This window comes from Bacillota bacterium (assembly GCA_013178125.1).
Lineage (GTDB): Bacteria > Bacillota > SHA-98 > Ch115 > JABLXJ01 > JABLXL01.
This window is the reverse complement of sequence record JABLXJ010000002.1, coordinates 131,813-150,876: the sequence shown is the minus strand read 5'-3', so window position 1 is coordinate 150,876 and position 19,064 is coordinate 131,813. Positions and strand designations below refer to the sequence as shown.

Annotated in this window: 16 protein-coding genes; all 16 read right to left on the bottom strand. The window is 47.0% G+C overall.

Translation table 11 applies throughout. The features are described from left to right. Window positions 1-30: 30 nt before the first annotated feature. A complete protein-coding gene (locus HPY71_02955) occupies window positions 31-648 on the bottom strand; it encodes an IS630 family transposase (protein ID NPV52464.1) in 618 nt (205 codons plus the stop codon). A gap of 3 nt (window positions 649-651) precedes the next feature. Continuing rightward, window positions 652-1,110, bottom strand: coding sequence for a helix-turn-helix domain containing protein (locus HPY71_02950; protein NPV52463.1), 459 nt, complete (start codon window positions 1,108-1,110; stop codon window positions 652-654). 158 nt (window positions 1,111-1,268) lie between these two features. After that, window positions 1,269-2,606, bottom strand: coding sequence for an FAD-dependent oxidoreductase (locus tag HPY71_02945; protein ID NPV52462.1), 1,338 nt, complete (start codon window positions 2,604-2,606; stop codon window positions 1,269-1,271). A 158-nt stretch (window positions 2,607-2,764) separates the two neighbouring features. Then, a complete protein-coding gene (locus HPY71_02940) occupies window positions 2,765-4,042 on the bottom strand; it encodes a sugar ABC transporter substrate-binding protein (protein NPV52461.1) in 1,278 nt (425 codons plus the stop codon). Between the two features lie 294 nt (window positions 4,043-4,336). Then, window positions 4,337-5,422 (bottom strand): ABC transporter ATP-binding protein, encoded by a 1,086-nt coding sequence (locus HPY71_02935; protein ID NPV52460.1) that lies wholly within the window; start codon window positions 5,420-5,422, stop codon window positions 4,337-4,339. Between the two features lie 45 nt (window positions 5,423-5,467). Beyond that, window positions 5,468-6,322, bottom strand: coding sequence for a carbohydrate ABC transporter permease (locus tag HPY71_02930; GenBank protein NPV52459.1), 855 nt, complete (start codon window positions 6,320-6,322; stop codon window positions 5,468-5,470). Window positions 6,323-6,363: 41 nt separating this feature from the next. Beyond that, window positions 6,364-7,053: a sugar ABC transporter permease gene (locus tag HPY71_02925; protein NPV52458.1), complete on the bottom strand. Its 690-nt coding sequence runs from the start codon at window positions 7,051-7,053 to the stop codon at window positions 6,364-6,366. 326 nt (window positions 7,054-7,379) lie between these two features. Continuing rightward, entirely contained in the window at window positions 7,380-8,204 is an 825-nt protein-coding gene (locus HPY71_02920; GenBank protein ID NPV52457.1) for a carbohydrate ABC transporter permease, read from the bottom strand. A gap of 41 nt (window positions 8,205-8,245) precedes the next feature. After that, complete coding sequence (locus HPY71_02915) at window positions 8,246-9,100, bottom strand: sugar ABC transporter permease (GenBank protein ID NPV52456.1); 855 nt, start codon at window positions 9,098-9,100, stop codon at window positions 8,246-8,248. A 106-nt stretch (window positions 9,101-9,206) separates the two neighbouring features. After that, on the bottom strand, window positions 9,207-10,577 hold the full coding sequence (locus HPY71_02910; GenBank protein ID NPV52455.1) for a sugar ABC transporter substrate-binding protein: 1,371 nt from the start codon (window positions 10,575-10,577) through the stop codon (window positions 9,207-9,209). Window positions 10,578-10,648: 71 nt separating this feature from the next. Next, on the bottom strand, window positions 10,649-12,106 hold the full coding sequence (locus HPY71_02905) for a hypothetical protein (GenBank protein NPV52454.1): 1,458 nt from the start codon (window positions 12,104-12,106) through the stop codon (window positions 10,649-10,651). Between the two features lie 65 nt (window positions 12,107-12,171). After that, window positions 12,172-13,842 (bottom strand): biosynthetic-type acetolactate synthase large subunit, encoded by a 1,671-nt coding sequence (gene ilvB, locus HPY71_02900; protein NPV52453.1) that lies wholly within the window; start codon window positions 13,840-13,842, stop codon window positions 12,172-12,174. 60 nt (window positions 13,843-13,902) lie between these two features. Next, complete coding sequence (locus tag HPY71_02895; protein ID NPV52452.1) at window positions 13,903-14,751, bottom strand: IclR family transcriptional regulator; 849 nt, start codon at window positions 14,749-14,751, stop codon at window positions 13,903-13,905. 357 nt (window positions 14,752-15,108) lie between these two features. After that, window positions 15,109-17,205: a hypothetical protein gene (locus HPY71_02890; protein NPV52451.1), complete on the bottom strand. Its 2,097-nt coding sequence runs from the start codon at window positions 17,203-17,205 to the stop codon at window positions 15,109-15,111. Window positions 17,206-17,393: 188 nt separating this feature from the next. Continuing rightward, the gene (gene rbsD / locus HPY71_02885; protein ID NPV52450.1) at window positions 17,394-17,789 is read right to left on the bottom strand and encodes a D-ribose pyranase; all 396 of its coding nucleotides are present in this window, start codon (window positions 17,787-17,789) and stop codon (window positions 17,394-17,396) included. 44 nt (window positions 17,790-17,833) lie between these two features. Further along, window positions 17,834-19,054: a hypothetical protein gene (locus HPY71_02880; protein ID NPV52449.1), complete on the bottom strand. Its 1,221-nt coding sequence runs from the start codon at window positions 19,052-19,054 to the stop codon at window positions 17,834-17,836. Window positions 19,055-19,064 lie beyond the last annotated feature (10 nt).

Below are 19,064 nucleotides of genomic sequence, written 5' to 3'. Positions count from 1 at the left end.
AGTTAATGCACAAAAGTTTACCGAACTTTTTTATGCAGCAATTGGTAACTTAAAATTCACCCCGGACCCATGACTGAAGTATTGTTCAATGGTCCAGATGAGTTCATCTACATCCATAAAGCAATGGTTAGCTAAGTGCCCCTTCAGGTGCCTCCATACAGTCTCCACTGGGTTTAGATGGGGAGTGTGCTTGGGAAGCCAAAGTAGATGTACCTCTGGATGGGTCATAAGCCACTCCTTTACTACCTTGGCTTTATGGGTCCGGTCGTTATCCAAGATGACGATTATCGGCCCTGTTTTTACCCGGCTACACAAAATCTCGAGGAATGCAATGAAGTTTTGTGCGTTCTTTTTCAGGAATATTGAGTGTATCCACTTGCCTGTTCTGGGGTCAAGCGCCCCATATACACTTACTCGCTTATTGGTACCTGGCGTAATAATCTCTTTCTGCTGGCCTCGTCTCATCCAGCAGGAACGAACATTAGGTAGCAGCTGGCAGTATGATTCGTCCTGAAAGAACACGGTACAAGCAGAGCCAAAGGCCGTAAGGAATATGTCTATGACCTCAAGCTTGAAATCTTTCATAGGGTCAGACTTTAAAGCAACGAGTTTGGGCCTTCTCCATCGGAATCCCAGGCTATGGAGGATTCGTCATATGGTACCGACGCTCAGGTTTAACTGAAATGAAGCCAGAAAAGCCCGCAGGGTCTTAGCAGTCCAGTTAGTTACACGTAGACCGAACACGAGAGGGATCATGTTTATAGCTTGGTCTATGGCCCACCGGGCGGCCTTGCCGCCCTTAGGTGGACGCCCGGATCTTTTCGCATCACGCAGTCCGTCTATGCCTGATTCAAGATACCTTTTGATCCAGGCACGGACAGTATCGCGGTCGCAGTCGTAGATTTCGGCTATCTGGGGTACTGAGTATTCTCTTGAAGAGAGGAGTATCATATGGGCACGAAGTGCCTCCCTTCCGACCGCGTGACGCGAGAACTTAATAAGCTCATCTCGTTGCTTGTAGCTTAACCTACCCACATAGATCATAGACTCATCCTCCCTGCTACAGGCCAATATGGTCTCTAGCAGGACATTGTAACATATGCCTGGCAAAGTGGCAAATTTAATTGGACACTAACTTAGCTTTGCTTCGTACTCATTTCTGACTTTGTCAATACTCTTTTTATCATCGGCAAATAACTGGGGTAGATTCTCGACAGCCTACTCTTTCCACTTGTGAAGCTGGAAAGGATAAATGTAATGGAACCGTCTCAGACGACAAGATACGCCCCCCGCTTGATCAGGGTCTCCTGCAACACCTGAACCTTTAGTTCTCGTAGATCAGCGGAGCCTTTAGCAGAAAGAGCGGCTGCGGTACCAGCGCTTTCCCCCATTGCCATGCACGGCCCTATGCCCCTCACAGCAGATTGGGCCTCAAATGTTGCAGAAATGCAACGCCCCGCCACAAGTAAATTACTTATATCTCTCGCTAGTAAGCTACGATACGGGATCTGGTAGCAGACGTTCCCTTGTGAGTCTATTAAAGGTTTCCCACTAGGATCATGAACGTCAGGCGGGTAAGCACCCATAGCTACTACATCAGGGAAAGATCTTTGCTTCATTATATCGCCTAGAGTTAAAGTATAATCACCGACGATCCTTCGACTCTCTCGCACTCCCAGAGGATATATAGCAGCGATGAAACTGGAAGCGAACCCGGGTATATTCTTCTGCAAAAAACGAAGTATAGTGAAGGCCTGATGCCTCAATTCTACCTCAGCGGTTGTCAAATCGTAGATATTCAATGCATTTAGTGCCACGCTATTGCAGTTGACGAAAATATCTCCCTGTTTGCCATGATAGTACACACCAAATAGCTTGGGCATTCGTTGGGCTTCTTCAGGAAACACCTTCCACGGACACCAATATGAAACATCATCTCGCATCGTTTGTGTCTCAATATTCCATGGATTCTTATTTCGTGTATTTACCCTAGTATTCATGAATCTACTAAATGCAGATATATCAACGTTGCTTATACGGAATATACTACTCAAGCATTGCTGTATTCTATCTCCTCCACGCTCCCAGGGCACTCCTATAGATGCGGCTACATCTGCGTCCCCTGTAGCGTCAATTACTACCTTTCCTCGAACGGAATATCTACCGGATTTATTCGTGAGCTCGACGGATACAACCCTGTTGCCCTCAACAGACGCTTGAATAAAGGTGGTATGCAGCCACAGGATACACCCAGCTTCCTGCACCTTCCTTAGCGCACAGTATCTAAAAACTTCAGGGTCGACAGAAGCCACACTAGATATCCATCTATCCGATCCTGTATATTGTAGATGCCCCAATCCTCCTCCCAAACATACACACGTATCTACAAGTTCTTGTGGTATTCCTTTAATAACCTGTACTCCAGCATTATCGAAGAAGCCCCCCCACGTCATCCCCACTGCGGCATTGCCACCCAGGTAACTGGATCGTTCGACTAGCAAAGTTGATGCGCCTAGCCTAGCGGAAGCCAACGCTGCTATTAACCCTGCAGTGCCTCCCCCAACGACAATGACATCGAATTGAAGATCAGTCGCAACATAGCTCACCTAAACCATCTCCTTGGTCTAGTTAGATCAATTCTAGTCCACTGCCCGTTTGTTTTATCACGCCCAGCCCGTCACCTAAATGGAAGAAAGACCTCATGTCTTACCGACGGGCTGGGGTGAATTGGCTCTATATAGCCATCTATTTACCATATTTGATTTCATTTCTTTAGCGCTTCGTTATATTTGGCAACGGCGTCATCAAGCGCTTTTTGAACGGTCTTCCTATTAGTCAATATCTCATGAAGAGCCATAACAAAGGTATCCTTTAGCAAACCGTAGTTTTGAGATTTGGGGAATGGTTGAGATTTCGTATTAAGGTAGAGTGCAAAGAACCTCTGTGCCGCTGCCTCCTTTGTTTGAAAATACGGGTCATTAAGGACCGACCTTCTAACGGGCAGCTCGCCCGCCAGTTTAGCGTTCATTAGCTGGGCTTCCGCACTAACATAGTACTCAATGAACTTCCATGCCTCATCCTTATGCCTTGATGTCACGGGAATCCCAAGAGTCCATCCAGACATGAGGGTGGGTGAAGGCTCTCCGGAGACTGGAGAAGGTATGTATGTAAGGCCCACATTATCTTTAAGAATTGCTGAGGTTTGCATATGACCGTAGCGATGGGCTCCTTCAATTACCATGGCAAACTTACCCGCCATGAACCCCTCCATCACATTATCATAAGAATACGTCAGCTGATCCACTGGCGAGACTCGATGCTTGTATACCAGGTCATATATGAACTGAAGTGTCTTAATCGCGGGTGCGCTATTGAAGACGGCCTTGTCGTTCTCTAAAATATTACCTCCTGCCCCTAATATCATGGGCCAGAGGGTATACGTAACGCCCGGCTGCCCCCTGTCCATACCCTGGACAAAACCCCATATCTTATCTGTCGTTAATTTTTTGGACACATCCACGAGATCGTCCCAACTATTAGGTGGCTCCAGGCCTCCCTTTTGGAAGAGATCCTTACGATAGTAGAGCGCCCAACAGCTATGGTGCAGATAGAAGTTTGGTTTTTTCCCGCCTGGAAGCCCTTCATCCCATACGAGGAAATCCTTCCGCTCCTCCACCGACATCTTACTTACGTATTTTCTCAAATCTTCCAAGGTATTGGCAGCTAAGTGTTCACGAATTCTAAAACTATCAGCTCTTGTTACGTCAGGTCCCCGGCCAGCGGCTACCGACGTGATAAGTTTCGTATCCATCTCCGGCCATGGGACCATCTCGACGCGGACCTTGATATTAGGGTACTTCTTTTCAAATCCCTCGATAATTGCGGTTTCCCCTAGTTCACGTGGGGTTTGCCCTCCCCGCTGTAGGAATGTCCAGTATCGGATTTCCACCTTTTTCTGAGCTTGCGTTTCGATGCATGCAACAAACCCCATCACTACTGCCAGAGCAACTATAAATAGATACACTAGAAACCTTCTGATCATCGCGTGTTTCCCCCCTAAGGAATATATTACTTTTACTACTTTGGTAGCCATGCTAATTGCAGAGCGGCCGAATTCTTGGGCTTTGATCATCTACCTAAGAGAAAAGACTTGCGACCACCACATGCAATGATAAAGTACCGCAACGGGCTATCCACATAAACCTCGGTCAATTGCGATTAATTCACCACCTTGATCGCCTCCTTCTATATACCAATGCTGAGACGCCGAGCCCTCTCGAATCACAACCCCCCGGAATAGCCGCCCACGAAAGCTTCATAGGATGTGAAGTTGCCCCTAGATGATAAGATCACCTGTGTCTGCTGCATAGAAGGAAATCTTGCCCATATCAAACGAAAGACGTATTGCATTTCCCTCCCCTACGTCAATATCGGACGAAACTCGTGCAATAACCCGAGTTTCTCCAAGGATGACGTGAATGTAGGTGTCCGATCCCATTCTCTCCAGTACATCCACCACCCCTTCAATGGCGTTATCGTTTTTGCTTGCTATACATATATCTTCCGCCCGCACACCTAGAAGTACTTTTGATGCCCCTCTCTTCGACAACGCATCCAAAATATGTCTCGGTAATGATATATGTAGAGATGGATTATTGGCTGTGATAACTATGCCAGAGCTATTGACCTCACAGGAGATATAATTCATACCGACAGCTCCTATGAATCCACCAACGAAGGTATTTGCCGGTTTTCTATAGACATCTAAGGGCGTACCGATTTGCTGGATTATCCCGTCCTTTAAGACAACAATGCGATCTGACAAAGTCATGGCTTCCGCTTGGTCGTGCGTAACGTAAATCGTCGTTGTCCCTATGGCACGGTGTAGCCTTCGAAGTTCCGCCCTCATATGTATACGAAGGCGAGCATCAAGGTTGGATAAAGGTTCGTCCATCAAAAAAACTTTCGGTTTTCGAACAATCGCACGCCCCAAGGCAACTCTTTGTCGTTGACCCCCACTGAGCTCTTTGGGAAGTCTATGTAGAAGCTCGGTCAAGCCTAAAGTATTTGCGACATTTTCCACCTCTTGCTTAACACTTTTAGGATCAGCTTTCTTGGCTCGTAATGGGAATGCGATATTGTCAAATACCGTCATATGTGGATATAACGCGTAGTCTTGAAAAACCATCGCCACGCCGCGCCGATGTGGAGGTATATCATTAACACTCTGACCATCAATATAGATAGTTCCCGCAGATGGCTCAAGCAGGCCTGCAATCATGTTAAGTACCGTCGACTTCCCGCATCCGGAAGGTCCAAGGAGTGTCACAAACTCGTTCTCCCGGATAGCAAGACTCAAGTTCCTAACTGCACACACTTGCCCATAACTTTTCTCCACATTCTCAAGACGGACTTCAGCCATAGCAATATCCACCTACTCCATTTAATTAGTTATTCTCTTAAAGTGTTACCCCTTTAAAGCTCCGGCCACCATTCCATGTAGGAGGTATCGTTGTAAGCATATAAAGATACTGACAATGGGCAGTAGTGCCAAGAGAACAGCTGAACATAGTTCACCCCACTGGACACCAAACACTGTAATATAGTAATGTAGGCCTACCGGTATAGTCCTCATATTATCGGATGATGTCAACGTCTGAGCTATTATAAACTCGTTCCAAGCATAGACAAAGACCATGATTGCCGCTGCCACGAGACCCGGCCTAGAAAGAGGTAGAATAATCTTTATAAAGGCTTGCAGTGGTGAATAACCATCTATCATCGCAGCTTTATCAAGCGCAGAAGGAATCGTCTCAAAAAAATCCTTCATTAGCCATACAACTATTGGTATCTGCCAAACGCTATAAACAAGGATTAGAATTAAATAAGTATCCAAAATACCGATAGAACTAGCAATAAGATATACGGGTACTAAATTTACGACACCGGGTACCATCATATTCATTAGCACCATAACCATAAGTAGTCCTTTACCAGGGAAATCAAATCTTGCTAAACTGTACCCTGCTAGAGATCCCGCACCTAGCGATACAAGGATCGTACCTAAAGACACTAATATGCTATTAAGAAAATATCTTGGCATACTAGATCTTACAACATTTAAGAAGTAGCTTAAAGTCGGGGCTCTAGGTATCCACTGCGGAGGATAAGACATGATCGCGTCCAGCGGTTTAAGCGAAGTGACTAGAGCCCATATGAATGGTAATATCATCAGAAAACATATTGCAATGACAAAAACATACTTGGCCGCCAATATGAAATTAGAATATGTCCTTAGGGAACTCACACCATATCCCTCCATGATTTTACATGATGTTCATACGATTGTATCCATTTGAATATTCATCTGAAGAAAGACTTTGCCCTAAGGACCCACATGTAAGCTATTACGAGGACAATACTAACCATGAGATTAAAGATCGCGAGCGCAGATGCAAAACCAATGTTATAGTATGAGAAGGCTTCCCTATAGAGACGAATACTCAATACCTCCGTTTTAGCTAAAGGCCCTCCGCCGGTTAACACCAGTGGAAGGGTAATTATGTTAGAATAACTCAGCGTCAATATGACCGCACATACCAACACTGTTGGAGTGATAAGGGGTAATGTTACCTTGAAAAAAACTTTTGATGGTGGTATACCATCTACCTGAGCGGCATGGTATAGGTTAGTAGGAATCGCTTGTAGTGCTGCTAAGAAAGCCACCATTGAAAAAGCTACCGAACGCCACATATTGCTCAATACGAGAGTGGTCATGGCTACACCACCGCTTTGAAAGACGTTAACTCTCCCGAAACCTAGTAACTCGAGCCAATAGGGTACCACCCCGAAATCGGGATTGAGTAACCATCTCCATAGTAGGGCGGAAGCTATCTGAGAGGTTACCCATGGCAAAAGGATCAACGTTCGAGCAAGAGGACCAAGACGGATCTTCTTTTCATTCAGGATCAAGGCTAACGTTAATCCTAAAGGAAGAACTAATACAAGAGAACCAAATATAAAGAGCATTGATGCGAGTATGTTGGCACTCACGGTAGGATCCGTGAAAATCTTTATGTAGTTTTTAAGGCCACAAAAGGAACCCCTCGTCAACATTACGGAATCATATAGGCTAAATCGCAATGAATAGAAGACGGGATATATCGTCATTGCGACGATAAGTAAAAAGGCAGGCAAGAAAAAGTAATAGGCTAGACTATTTCGGCCAATCGTCTTTAGCAGATATTGTATACTTGACGTCCTAGGTACGCTACTAGCCTGGCTAGGAAGCCTCAATTTATGTTCCCTCCTTGCATTAAAATATCCTTACAGACGATGACAAGGCTAAGGTCGTTTTTGCTACCCTAAAGCATGGCCTGTTATCCTTTAATAGCCCCAGCTGTCAAACCTTGTACGAGGTAACGACGCAATCCGATACCGAATATAATCACTGGCAGGATAGTGGTCACACCTAAAGCTGACAATTTCCCCCACTGCACAACATCGTCCGTTTCGCTAAATGTCATAATCATCACTGGCAGGGTCTTTGCCTTAACTGAAGTGAGCACAAAAGCGAACAAGAATTCATTCCAATTTAGGATAAAGATCAGGATCCCAGCTGCTATAATACCCGGAGTAACCAATGGGACCATAATTTGCCAGAACATTATCCAAGGAGAGCAACCGTCGATCTGGGCACTTTCACTAATTTCGTTAGGAACGCCGCTAAAAAAGCTACGCATGATCCAGACCACCATGGGTACCTGGAAAGCAGCATAAACCAAAATAAGGCCAATCAATGTATCGGATAGTCCAATAAAACGCATCAAAAGATAAATAGGAATCAAAGTCGTGATCGGTGGATAAGCCCGACATAACATAATCAAGAAAAACCAGGCTTCTTTACCCGCAAAGTTATATTTAGAGAAGGAATAGGCCAGGGTGACTCCGAGCAAAAGGGCAACAAGAGTACTAAGGCTGGTCACAACGATACTATTTATAAGATACTGCCGATAAAGCTGATCCTGACCAAGAAACGTGAACTCCTCAAAAGACAAGGCAAACCACCAACGTGGCGGCGTGGCAAACAGAACCTGAACAGGTTTAATGGCTGTCAATACCAGGTAGAATATGGGAAACAGGCTAAAACAAATAGCGAAGGCCAAAAGTACATTACCTGAACCGAAATTGAAACGTTTTCCCACTGGCACTTCCTCCCTCCAGGACCAGATATACTGCCATAGCACTAGCCGTTTTCACTACGCAAATAGACTACATACGCGAATGACAGTATAGCTAAGACGATTATTACCATTGCAGCCGCGTAACCGATGTCAAAAAACTGAAATGCTCGTTTATAGATGAGTAAGCTACTCATCTCCGTTGAGTTATCCGGTCCTCCTCCCGTCATAATCATGACTTTATCAAATTCCCGAAAGGCATCCATTGACCGTAGGATCACGGCGGTAACAATACTGCCTTTGAGTTGTGGTAGAGTGATGAATCGGAACAGCTCCCAATCATTTGTCCCATCTACACGACATGCCTCATATAATTCTCGCGGGATCATTTGTAGGCCGGCCAGTAGAATTAAGAAAACGAAGGGAGTCCACTGCCAAATGTCGCCAAGAAGGATGCTAGATAAAGCTGTCTCCCGCGTCCCTAAGGGGTCCACAGTACCAAAACCCAACCGTTTCAAGAGATCTGCTATTGGACCGAGAACAGGGTGATAAATTAAATACCATATAGTACCAACCACAACAGGAGTGATAATCATCGGCATTAGGAAAACTGTTTGCAACAAATCCTTACGCCTATTACCATTGACGCCAACAACTAAAGCCAGTCCTATACCGAGCTCAATCGCCGTGGCTATTACCGTAAAAAGCAGGCTCAACCAAAGGGAATGGTGAAATTCTGGATCAGACCAAAGCATCAAATAATTCTCGACACCCGAAAATCCGGGTTGCCGGTCCCTGATCAAATTCCAAGAAGTCATGCTAATCCCCATGGTGTAAAGTAGAGGAATGATTCGCCACGTGACTAGGTAAACGATCCCAGGTAAGAAGAACCCACATAGAACAAGAATAGATTTCTTCATCGATTAAAGCTCCCCCGTCATCGGAACTTTAGAGAGTGTTCGACCCTAGTCGGGTCGAACACTCGGATTTATGTTGCTTTGCATTAGCTTCTCGATAGTAGGAAGTCTACTTTATATAACCTGCCTTATGGAACAGCCTTTCTAGTGCCCTTTGTCCTTCCTCCAAGGCCTGCTCCACAGTTGCCCGACCCGTTAACGCTTTAGACAGACTATCTTCGTAGATATCTATCATCTGCGGGTATTCGATCAGCATTGGGTGCTTATGAATCTCAACCTTGGGATTATTGACGATTCCCTCAAGGAAGGGTATAAAGTGTGCTCCGGCCTTTTTCCGAATCTCGGGGTTCCTTATGGTTGAAATTCGGAATGGAATATAATTCTTAACTTCAAGTGCCTTCCTCCGATCGTATTCCGCAGAATATAGACGTTCTATGAATTTGTAAGCAAGGTCAGATTGTTTGGATTTGGCATAGACTGCCCAAGCAGCTGTACTTAACAGGGTAGGATGTGACTTGACTGCCGAGGGCAAAGGCGCCACGGCGTATTTATCCTTCACCAGGGATGTATCCGCTCCAGCGATTTCCCTGATACGGAAGTAGTATTCCTCCTGCATGGCTACCTTTCCCTGAGCAAACATGGAGGTCGCCTCACCGCTTGTCATATTGATATGCCCGGGCGGCATAAACTTTGTCAAGGAAACATAAAACTCCGCAGCCTTCCTATTTGCCTCTGAGTTCCAAGTGGGAACTAGTTTCTTGGCATCGTACCCAAACTCCTCACCAAAGGCCAACATATAAGGGATATAGTCATGCCATAAGAATCCATTCTTCTTATTTGAGTGAGAAATTCCATAGAAATCCGACTTAAGCACCGAACCACAGAGCATTTCCCCGGCCTTTCGCGTGAAAAACTCAGCGATATCGCGATACTGATCATAGGTTTCGGGAACCGCTAGTTCGTAGCCGTACTTCGCCTTGAATGCCGCTTTTTCTCTAGGATCTTCGAATATATCTTTCCGATAGGCTAATACAATCACTGAATCGATCATAAATGGTAGTCCATATCGCTTATCGTTGAACACCTGCAGCGGCCGAATCGCGGGGTTAAGGTCATCAATATCTAGGATGGATGGATCAGCTACGCCCCGCTTAACAAAATCATCAATCGGGATCACCAACCCGAGCTTCGCAAATTCGGCTACCCACTTATCCTCAACCAAGATGATATCCCAGGTTTGCGAACCACTCATGAAGTCAAGGATGGCCTTGTCTCTTACGCCGTCAAAGGTATTAGTCTGTACTTGGAGACCAATTCCCATATCTTTGGCGATCTTTTCTGCATATGGAATCCATCTAGGCATTTGCTCGCTATTCCAGACTAACATGTTCAATGTTGCCGGTTTAGCGACGGCTCCACCGCTTAACAGCGTACCTATCACCAGAATAAGCACGGTAAATCCAATAAGACCGCGTTTCATAGTCTAATCACCTCGCATAATTCTTTTAATCTCCTCCTGCGGGGGAAACCAACTTTGCCAATAAGCTCCACTTACTCCAGCCACTCTTCTACAGCAATGATATCAGTAGGGACACTCGTCAGGCCGGCGATCGGTAACGGTAAAACCAAAATATCTAGATTTCTCTGCCGCAATAGATTCATATTCGCCGCACACGCCACCACCAAAACATCATTTTTTAATAAACAACCTAGGGCCTTCTGTTCCACCTCCTTACCCTCACTTGGGATTTGTCGATCGATGACTGGTATATCTACCACTAGGAGTTTCACACCTCTATCAACAAGCATCTGAGCTGCATCCTCAGTAAAGCTAGGAGAATAGTCGATGAACTCGTCTAGGTCGTAATACCAGTCTGTAAAACCTGTGTGAACTACCAGCGCCTCCGGCGTCTTATTTTTAAGGGCTTCCTGTAGTAATCTTGTGTCGATTAGGCGGCTAGCACCGCAGTGATAAAGGTCAATGACCTCAGACCGTCCGAATAACCACTGGATGGGAATCTTATCTGTAGTACTAGCAGATAACAAGTGAGTCCCTAGGCGGTTGACGTATGAGATTAGTTGTGGACCAGTAGCGGCTGTCATTCCAAAATCCCAGAGATTAAAGTCAACAATGTTCATCCACTTGTAGATATGAGATTTAAACCTAAAAGGCTCGCTGCGGTTGATGCCTTGATCAGCTCCCACTTCGATCCTCGGGGAAAGTGGATGCGATAGGTCTATCAATTTACCTTCTTCCAATGCCATTAGCCGCGTTGCAGCCCCGGTTAAATACCTGGTCTTGAGTGGGCGACCACAGGCCGCAAAAACCCTTTTACCTTTCAGTTGGCCTAAGCGGGTAACATCTTCGATAATAGCGATCTTGTTAATATGGAATACCTCATGCACCCGCATATCACCACCATTGGCTAGTACCTCCGGTGCCTCTAAATGGCGGAAATCTATACCCACGGTATTGACCTTTTTATCGACCAACCATTGAGCCGCATCCATGGTGAATCCCGGAGAGTTCGAATAAGATTCGAGCCCTGGTAGAGTGCCATAATACTGGTCGCTAAACCCCGTGCGCACAAGCACCATATCGCCCTCTCTGACGTGAGAGCCCGCCTGCTCAAGATCCTTAGCTGTTATTGCTTGTCTCCCTAGTTTTGAAAGATCGATAACTGCTGCCTCTGTTGCAAGTTCACTAGTTGGGATCTGCGTTAGGTCTCGAACAAAGACATCTCGCCCCAACACATCTGGATACCATGGTCGCCTAGGATAATAGCTTTCCAAGTGAGTACCCGGTAAGGGATCGACTGTTTGTTCGATCTCGGCGACTTCGTCAGCCTGTCCAATCCTAAATTTAGTGACTTTTAGATGACTGAATATCTCCGCGCGCCCCCGGCCTGAACTGACAGATTCTACATGAGGGGAAAAAATAGTCTCCTGGGGTCTATGGGCTGAAGGTCGCGGATTAGTCGTTAAACCTAAACTAACGACTCTCTTCATTATCTTCTCCTCCTTCGATACTCTTTGAAACCTTATCCATTTATAATTCGATTTGAAAAGTGATGTTACTCAAACTCCCTCACCTTATCGATATCCACTCCCATCGAGCAATCGGTCTGCCTCTCCACGATGACATCTATTACGTAAGGCTTACCGGAATCCACAGCCCGCCTTAGCGCCCTTGATATCTCAGCCGGATCCTCAACCCTTTCAGCCTTAGCTCCATAACCTTCCGCTATCTTCACGAAATCTATCATCTTCTCCTTGTACCACAGGTCGACACCATACTCGAAGTCATATGCATACTTCTGATTCTGCCTTATCAGGCTCAAATACCCATTATTCACTATCACGATAACTACAGGGATGTCATACTGGCACGCCATGGCGAGCTCCTCGCCCATAAAGGAGAAGCCTCCATCCCCAACTACAGCTACTACAGGATTGTTGGGCCTTGCTATCTTTGCCCCTACTGCCGCTGGAATCTCATAACCAAGCGTCCCTGCCCCGCCTGACGGCAGGTAATGCCTTGGCCTGGACGCCCTCTGGAACTGGCCTGACCATATCTGGACCAGGCCACAGCCTACCGTGAAGATGGCATCGTCACCGAAGAACTCATTCAACTCATAGAATACCCTCTGGGGCTTGATCGGAACGTTATCGAACTTGAGCCTTCGCTCCATCTCCCCCCGTAGCCTCGGGATATCACTAACCCAACCCTGCGGCTCTCGCCTCTTGGTCTTCTCCTTTGCCGCACTAAGTAAGGCCTCAAGTGCAAGCTTTGCATCCGATACTATCCCGAGCTCTGTGGGGACGATCCTGCCTATCTGCGTCGATTCTATGTCAACATGGATGAACTTCCGGCCTTTGGTGTAAACGTCAAGCCCTCCTGTGTGGCGGTCGCTGAACCTGCACCCTATCCCTATTACAAGGTCTGAATCCAAAAACGCCTTATTCCCAAACCTGGTGTTACACTGGATACCCACCTGCCCGCAATAGAGCGGGTGATCAGGCGATATCCCGCCCTTACCCATGTAGGTTGTCACAACCGGAAGGGCCATGTATTCTGCAAATTTGACAAACTCCTCTGTTGCACCGGCTAATATGACCCCGCCTCCGAGAAGCAGGATGGGGGATTTTGCAGAGAGGATCATGTCGATAGCCTTCTCGATCTTCCTGGGATCCGGCTTCGGCTTCTCCCAGGCAAGCGGAGAGTCGACATCAGGGTCGTATGAGATATCAGCCATCTGCACATCCAAGGGTAAATCCAAGAGAACAGGACCCGGTCTACCCTCTCTTGCAAGTTTGAAGGCTCCCCTCATTATCCCGGGCACCTGCGCAGGCTCGGTTATGCACCACGCCCCCTTCACAACAGGTTCTGCTATGGTGGCGATATCAACGCACTGGAATGACTCCTTACCAAGCTGCGCCCTTGTGTTCTGGCCTGTTATCGCGACAATTGGAATAGAATCTATCTGTGCTGTATAGAGGCCTGTCACGAAGTTGGTTGCCGCAGGCCCGCTTGTTGCTATAGCGCACGCCATCTTGCCGCTCGCCCTCGTATAGCCATCAGCAGCGTGGGCCGCCCCTTCTTCATGTCGTGCTATATAGTGGCGTATCTTTGAGGACTGGCCGAGGTGCTTGTACACGGGGTTTATAGATGCCCCGGGTATTCCAAATGCCGTATCTATCCCTTCACTTTCTAGAATCTTTACTACGACCTCTGCTACCTTCATATAAACACTCCCTCGATCATTGGCTTTAAAGCTTTTATGTATTGTTATCAGTCACAAGTCCTATTTCCCGGATGCTTGGGCAAGCTTACGGCCCCTGCCTTTAGAGGCATCCAACCCGCTTATCTCTTCTGCCTTTTCCCTGTACCCCATCCTCCTTGATATCTCAGCTGCGACCTCCATCGTTTGTTGGATAAGCTCAGGCAGTCTCTCTTCAGTGAACCTGACCGATGGACCTGATACGCTCACAGCTGCGATTATGCGCCCGGTGTGATCCCTCAGGGGGGCTGCAACACACCTCGCCCCAGGCTCACACTCCTCATTATCGAGGGCATATCCTCTCTCGCGGGTCCTCTCGAGCTCCTCAAGAAAACCCTCCACACTGCAAATCGTGTTTTGAGTCAGCCGTTCCATGCCGCTCTTTAAAAGGATCGCCTTAACCTCATCTTCAGGCATCTCTGATGTGAGCACCTTGCCCACACCGGTGCAGTAAACCGGGGCACGCCTGCCTATCTTCACAAACATCCCGAGGGATGCGCTGCTTTGAACCTTGTCTATGTATACGACCTCGTCCCTATCGAGCACCACAAGGTTTGCAGTCTCACCAGTGAGTTCCATGAGCTTCCTGAGATATGGGGTAGCTTCCTCCCGCAAGTCTATCTGGCCGAGAGCTGCGATTCCAAGCTCTATAGCTTTCATCCCCAGCCGGTACTTTTTATTCCCCGGCACCTGCTCAACAAGACCCAGGGAGATAAGGGTAGCAAGTATCCTGTGAACCGTCGCAACATGCATACCGAGCGCAGAAGTTATTGACGTGAGCGCTACTTCCCTCGGCCCGCTAGCCATGAATTCGATGATTCGGAATGCCCGTTGAATGGACTGCACAAGTCCTGAACGTCTATCATCATCCATACTAGACATCTTCCTAATCCTACTTGATTTTCCGCATAGCGAAAATCATTATCGTATTGTGTTATTTGATATATTCAACGTAGATAAAGGAAATCCTTCCGTATCTCAAAAATATTTTTCGTTAGGCGGAGCAGCATAAAAGATCCTGATGAGAGCATATAGACGCGGTACTATGGACCAGAAATGCTGAGAGAAGAGTGCCGGGGACACACTCAACGGGCTGGCCGAGGCAACCGTTTAAGGATTAAGGGGGCCGAATGCCTTGGTATTGGTGCACTTCAGCCCCCTTGTGTATCTAGCCTCTGTCGAACTCGGAACTCAAGCCTTGTGGTGATGGCCTCGGGGATATGGTCGCCGCTAATCCACTACAACGGCAGCTGACTGAGGCGGAATGATAATCCCGTCTTCTGTAGATTTCCATGTCGCATCATCCACCAAACGATAACGACCTAAAGAACTTCCATCATTCAATTTGACCTTAACAATTACACCTTTGTGTTCGTCATAGTTAGATATTACTATCCCGGCTTTACCACTAGTCCGATTAATGAATACCGCATAAGGATGATATGGTTGACCATCTAACGTGGTAACAGTTGCACCACATTCATGACGAAATTCCCCATCCCAGAAATACTCTCGAAGCTCGGTACGGAGTTGATCCATTTGCTTACCATAGGCCACCGTCAACGGATAATCATCAAGCCGCCCTTTGAAGTTGTATGGTTCATAGCTAATGATGTACCTGTACATGAGGCACTGGTTAATCATATTTCGGTCATTGAAACCGGTTACGGCAGTCATCAATGGCACATCGGGAAGCATGTATCGTGTTAAAGGAATGTGTTCTTTACTCTCACTGCGGTGGTAGGATAAGTGGTAAGCCTCAAATTCCCAATCGTAACAGGCCTCCCCTGCAAACAGGAATTCCTTACCTTCCGGCAATAAGCGCGAGAAATGCTGAATAAGCTTGCGGTCATTAGCATAAACTGGCGCACCATAGCGATGGCCGTGACTTTTATCAAAACAAAGCAGCGCGGGTGAATGGTGGAGACACTCATCAAAAAGTATGCCGTCTGCTCCCAGCTTGATAGTCTTTTTGAATTCTTCTTCACAGACTTTGAGATATTCCTCATATAGGAAACACATCGGGATCAGTCTCTTAGTATTGATGTCTAAGAGCTGAGTCGCAGTCTGATATTGATATCCCTGATATACATAATAATCGCCGTAGGGATCTTTAATGGCATGGCGGATAAGGTCTTTTCGGAACCTCTCGGTGGCGCGGTCAGCCCATGTGAACTTAGAGAACAGGATCACCCTGACGCCCATCGCCTGTATCTTGGCAATGGCCTCTTTCAACTCCTCAAATGTTCCAAGTCGCGGATCAGGGTCATGGGAAGGATTACCCTGGTCTTGGCCTCCATCATTCCATCCTACAAGCTGAATAGCTTTTACACCGTGTTTGGCACAATCTTCCCCGATTTTTACCAGGTCACGAAATGACATACGCAATTCATCTTCCGGAGAATTGATGTGAATCTGTTGCCAGGAATGGGGTTCTCGTGCCCATTCCGGAACCTGAGGCGTTTCCATCCAACTGCTGCGCCACTCTTTGTAAATGTCAACGCCTTTTTGCCAGCCTCCTTCAAAGGCCTCCAGTGCCACCGGAGTCAAAGAACGTGTCTCTCCGGGCATTATAAAAGGTATATGCACTGCAGCAAACCGGGTGGCAACATCTTTGCCGCCGATACTTAATCCCTCCGGAACCCTAGCATCTATCGAACTTCCATAACCGGGACGCAATTCAGCATGCCACGCGACCAGCTCAGGGCTTGGTTCACAAATGCCGACATAAAGGCCTTGTTTGGCACCCCGCAGCAAGCAAAACGGCGACATCGGCGCACCACAACTGGGAGACCACGGGCCAAATTGAGTAGGATAGTCAACGCCGTAATAACCACGCAGATTCTGGAAAGTAGGCCATAAAGACCACTCCTCCGCGGTGGCATAGCGATAAATGAAAGTCTTAAACCATTCCTCGGCTGGTGGATGTTGTATATCGCCCAAATATGGGCAGTAGACATTTTCAACTGTGTACTGGGAATTGTTCTCGATATTCAGTGAAAATACCACCTGCTGTGCAGTTAAATTCACTTTTAAGGTTAATTTGATGTCGTGCTTTCCACCATGTTCTGAGGTGACGCCGTCCCATACAAAAGTCGCACCCCGATTATCGGGACTGACCTCAATTGATGTAACCGACTGTTTTTCGCCAAATACCGGGTTATTGCGGCGTTTCGGCAGGGGCACCATCAAACGAAAGGAAAGTCCCAAATGAGGACGATTTAGGATTTCCCATCCAGTTTTAACAGCGGTTAACCCTATTAATGCACCATTACAACGGTCAAACTCCAAACGCAAGTTCTCATTTTCAAGAACAAATGTACGCATTACCTCTCCCCCTGTATTATTTTTATTATACTTACCCATTACCTTTCTACATTGTTTCTTTTCATCTATAGCAACTGGCGATAATCTTGATGTCTGGGGAGGATATGAATTCTGGCTCCAACTAATGGGGCTGGAGTGGCCGTCTCACGAACAGGTAATCAAGATTCGTTTGCCTACTTATACCAACCTCAGTAGGTCACACCTGAGACAAGAATGATATTTGAGTACGGCGTGCACTCCCCGCTTCGTATACAAGCCTTGGCATTCTTAGACATCTCTTTGAAATCAGAATGTGATACGATCTTCGGTGTGAGCCCCGGGAACATATCGGTTATTTCCCGATACCTGGATGGCGAGCACTCTATGGTCTCCCTGGCGATGACTATCTGCTCGACCTGCAGCTCTTTTAAGACAACTCGCAGCACATCAAGAAAGCGTGGTAGGCCCTCCTCCAGAGCCAGATCGATCCTTCTCACCCCATCAGGGATAGGGAAACCGGCATCGCAGACCACGAGACTCTGGTAGTGTCCCATACTTGCTACGACTTCAGATACGTCTTTATTTAGAATGCCAGTTTTCTTCATAATATCACCCCCAATTGGACCTCGTTCTGTGGCCTCATCATCATCTACTCTCCTTCGCTCGGAACTAATCTTGGCATTTCAGGGTGGTTCGGGCCGAAATGCTTGAGGATAACCATGGGCTCCCAGCGGCTATAGTTGGCAATGGTTACTCCCTTTCTTGCTGCTTCTTCGCTAACGAAGTATTCGTCAGCGCTCAACTGACCAAACCGGAGCATGATCGCTGCTTCAACATCATACACCCCCAGTTTCCCGTGTCCCTGGATAATGATGCAACCATAAGCGGCAGCGTCCTTCACCGTTACCGTCTGGCCCGGCATTACTGTTAGCTCCTTGGCTCCTATATAATCATTGGCATAGATAATCCATTTTTCAATGTGACGTTCATCTGAATGCGCGCAGAGCACGGGTGGCCTGAAGTAGTGTCTCTTATAATACGGGTCCACGTTCTTCTCCCAATCCATAAGGCCCAAAATGTACTCGATATTGCGTTTCTTATCCTCAGGGCAGTTCTCGACCAAGAATTCGTACGGATACACTTCCCCGGCCGCAATATTCTCGTAGACTGAGTTGACATCGCTATTCCATTGGGGTTCATATGTCAAACAAGAACCCGGTGCATGGAGCACACCCGGCGGGGTGTACCAACCGGTTCCAAGCTCTATGCGATAAGCTCGAGAAAGCTCAGTAATACGGTTATCGGAAGTCTCGAACTTCAGCAACCTCTCCTTAACCTGTTCAATTGTAACATCCGGATCAAAGCCAAAGTACGTGACCGGGAACTGGCCGAGATAGTTATTGAGCTGTACAGGGAAATAGTAGCCCTCTGGCTTGCCAAGTCGGCCAACACGCCCCGCTGCCAGATCGTCGAGATGAAGGTGGTGGAATAGAGGTGTCTCATAATCAAAAAACTTAGCGTACATAGGCCAAGTACCATACTTCGCCTTTAGCTCTTCCCCGATGAGCTGAGCTCCGAGCTCATCGACGGCATCCTTGAAAAGGAACTTATCCTCGATGTTATCAGATGGAGCCACATAACTCATGCCTTCGTCGGGTGGCGCTAGTTCACCATTCATTGCAGCGATTACAGAAGAAAACCAGCGTTCCTTGATTGCCCCTCGTTTGGTCCCCAGAGCGTAGTAGTCATCAAGATGTAACCTTAACCTGTAGCCAGGCAACCCAAAGCGTCGCGGCACAAACGTGGGTACTAGCCTGAGGATGCCTTCCCCTTTTTCAAACGTTTCATGGATCATCCTTGATTTATGCATGGATATCCCC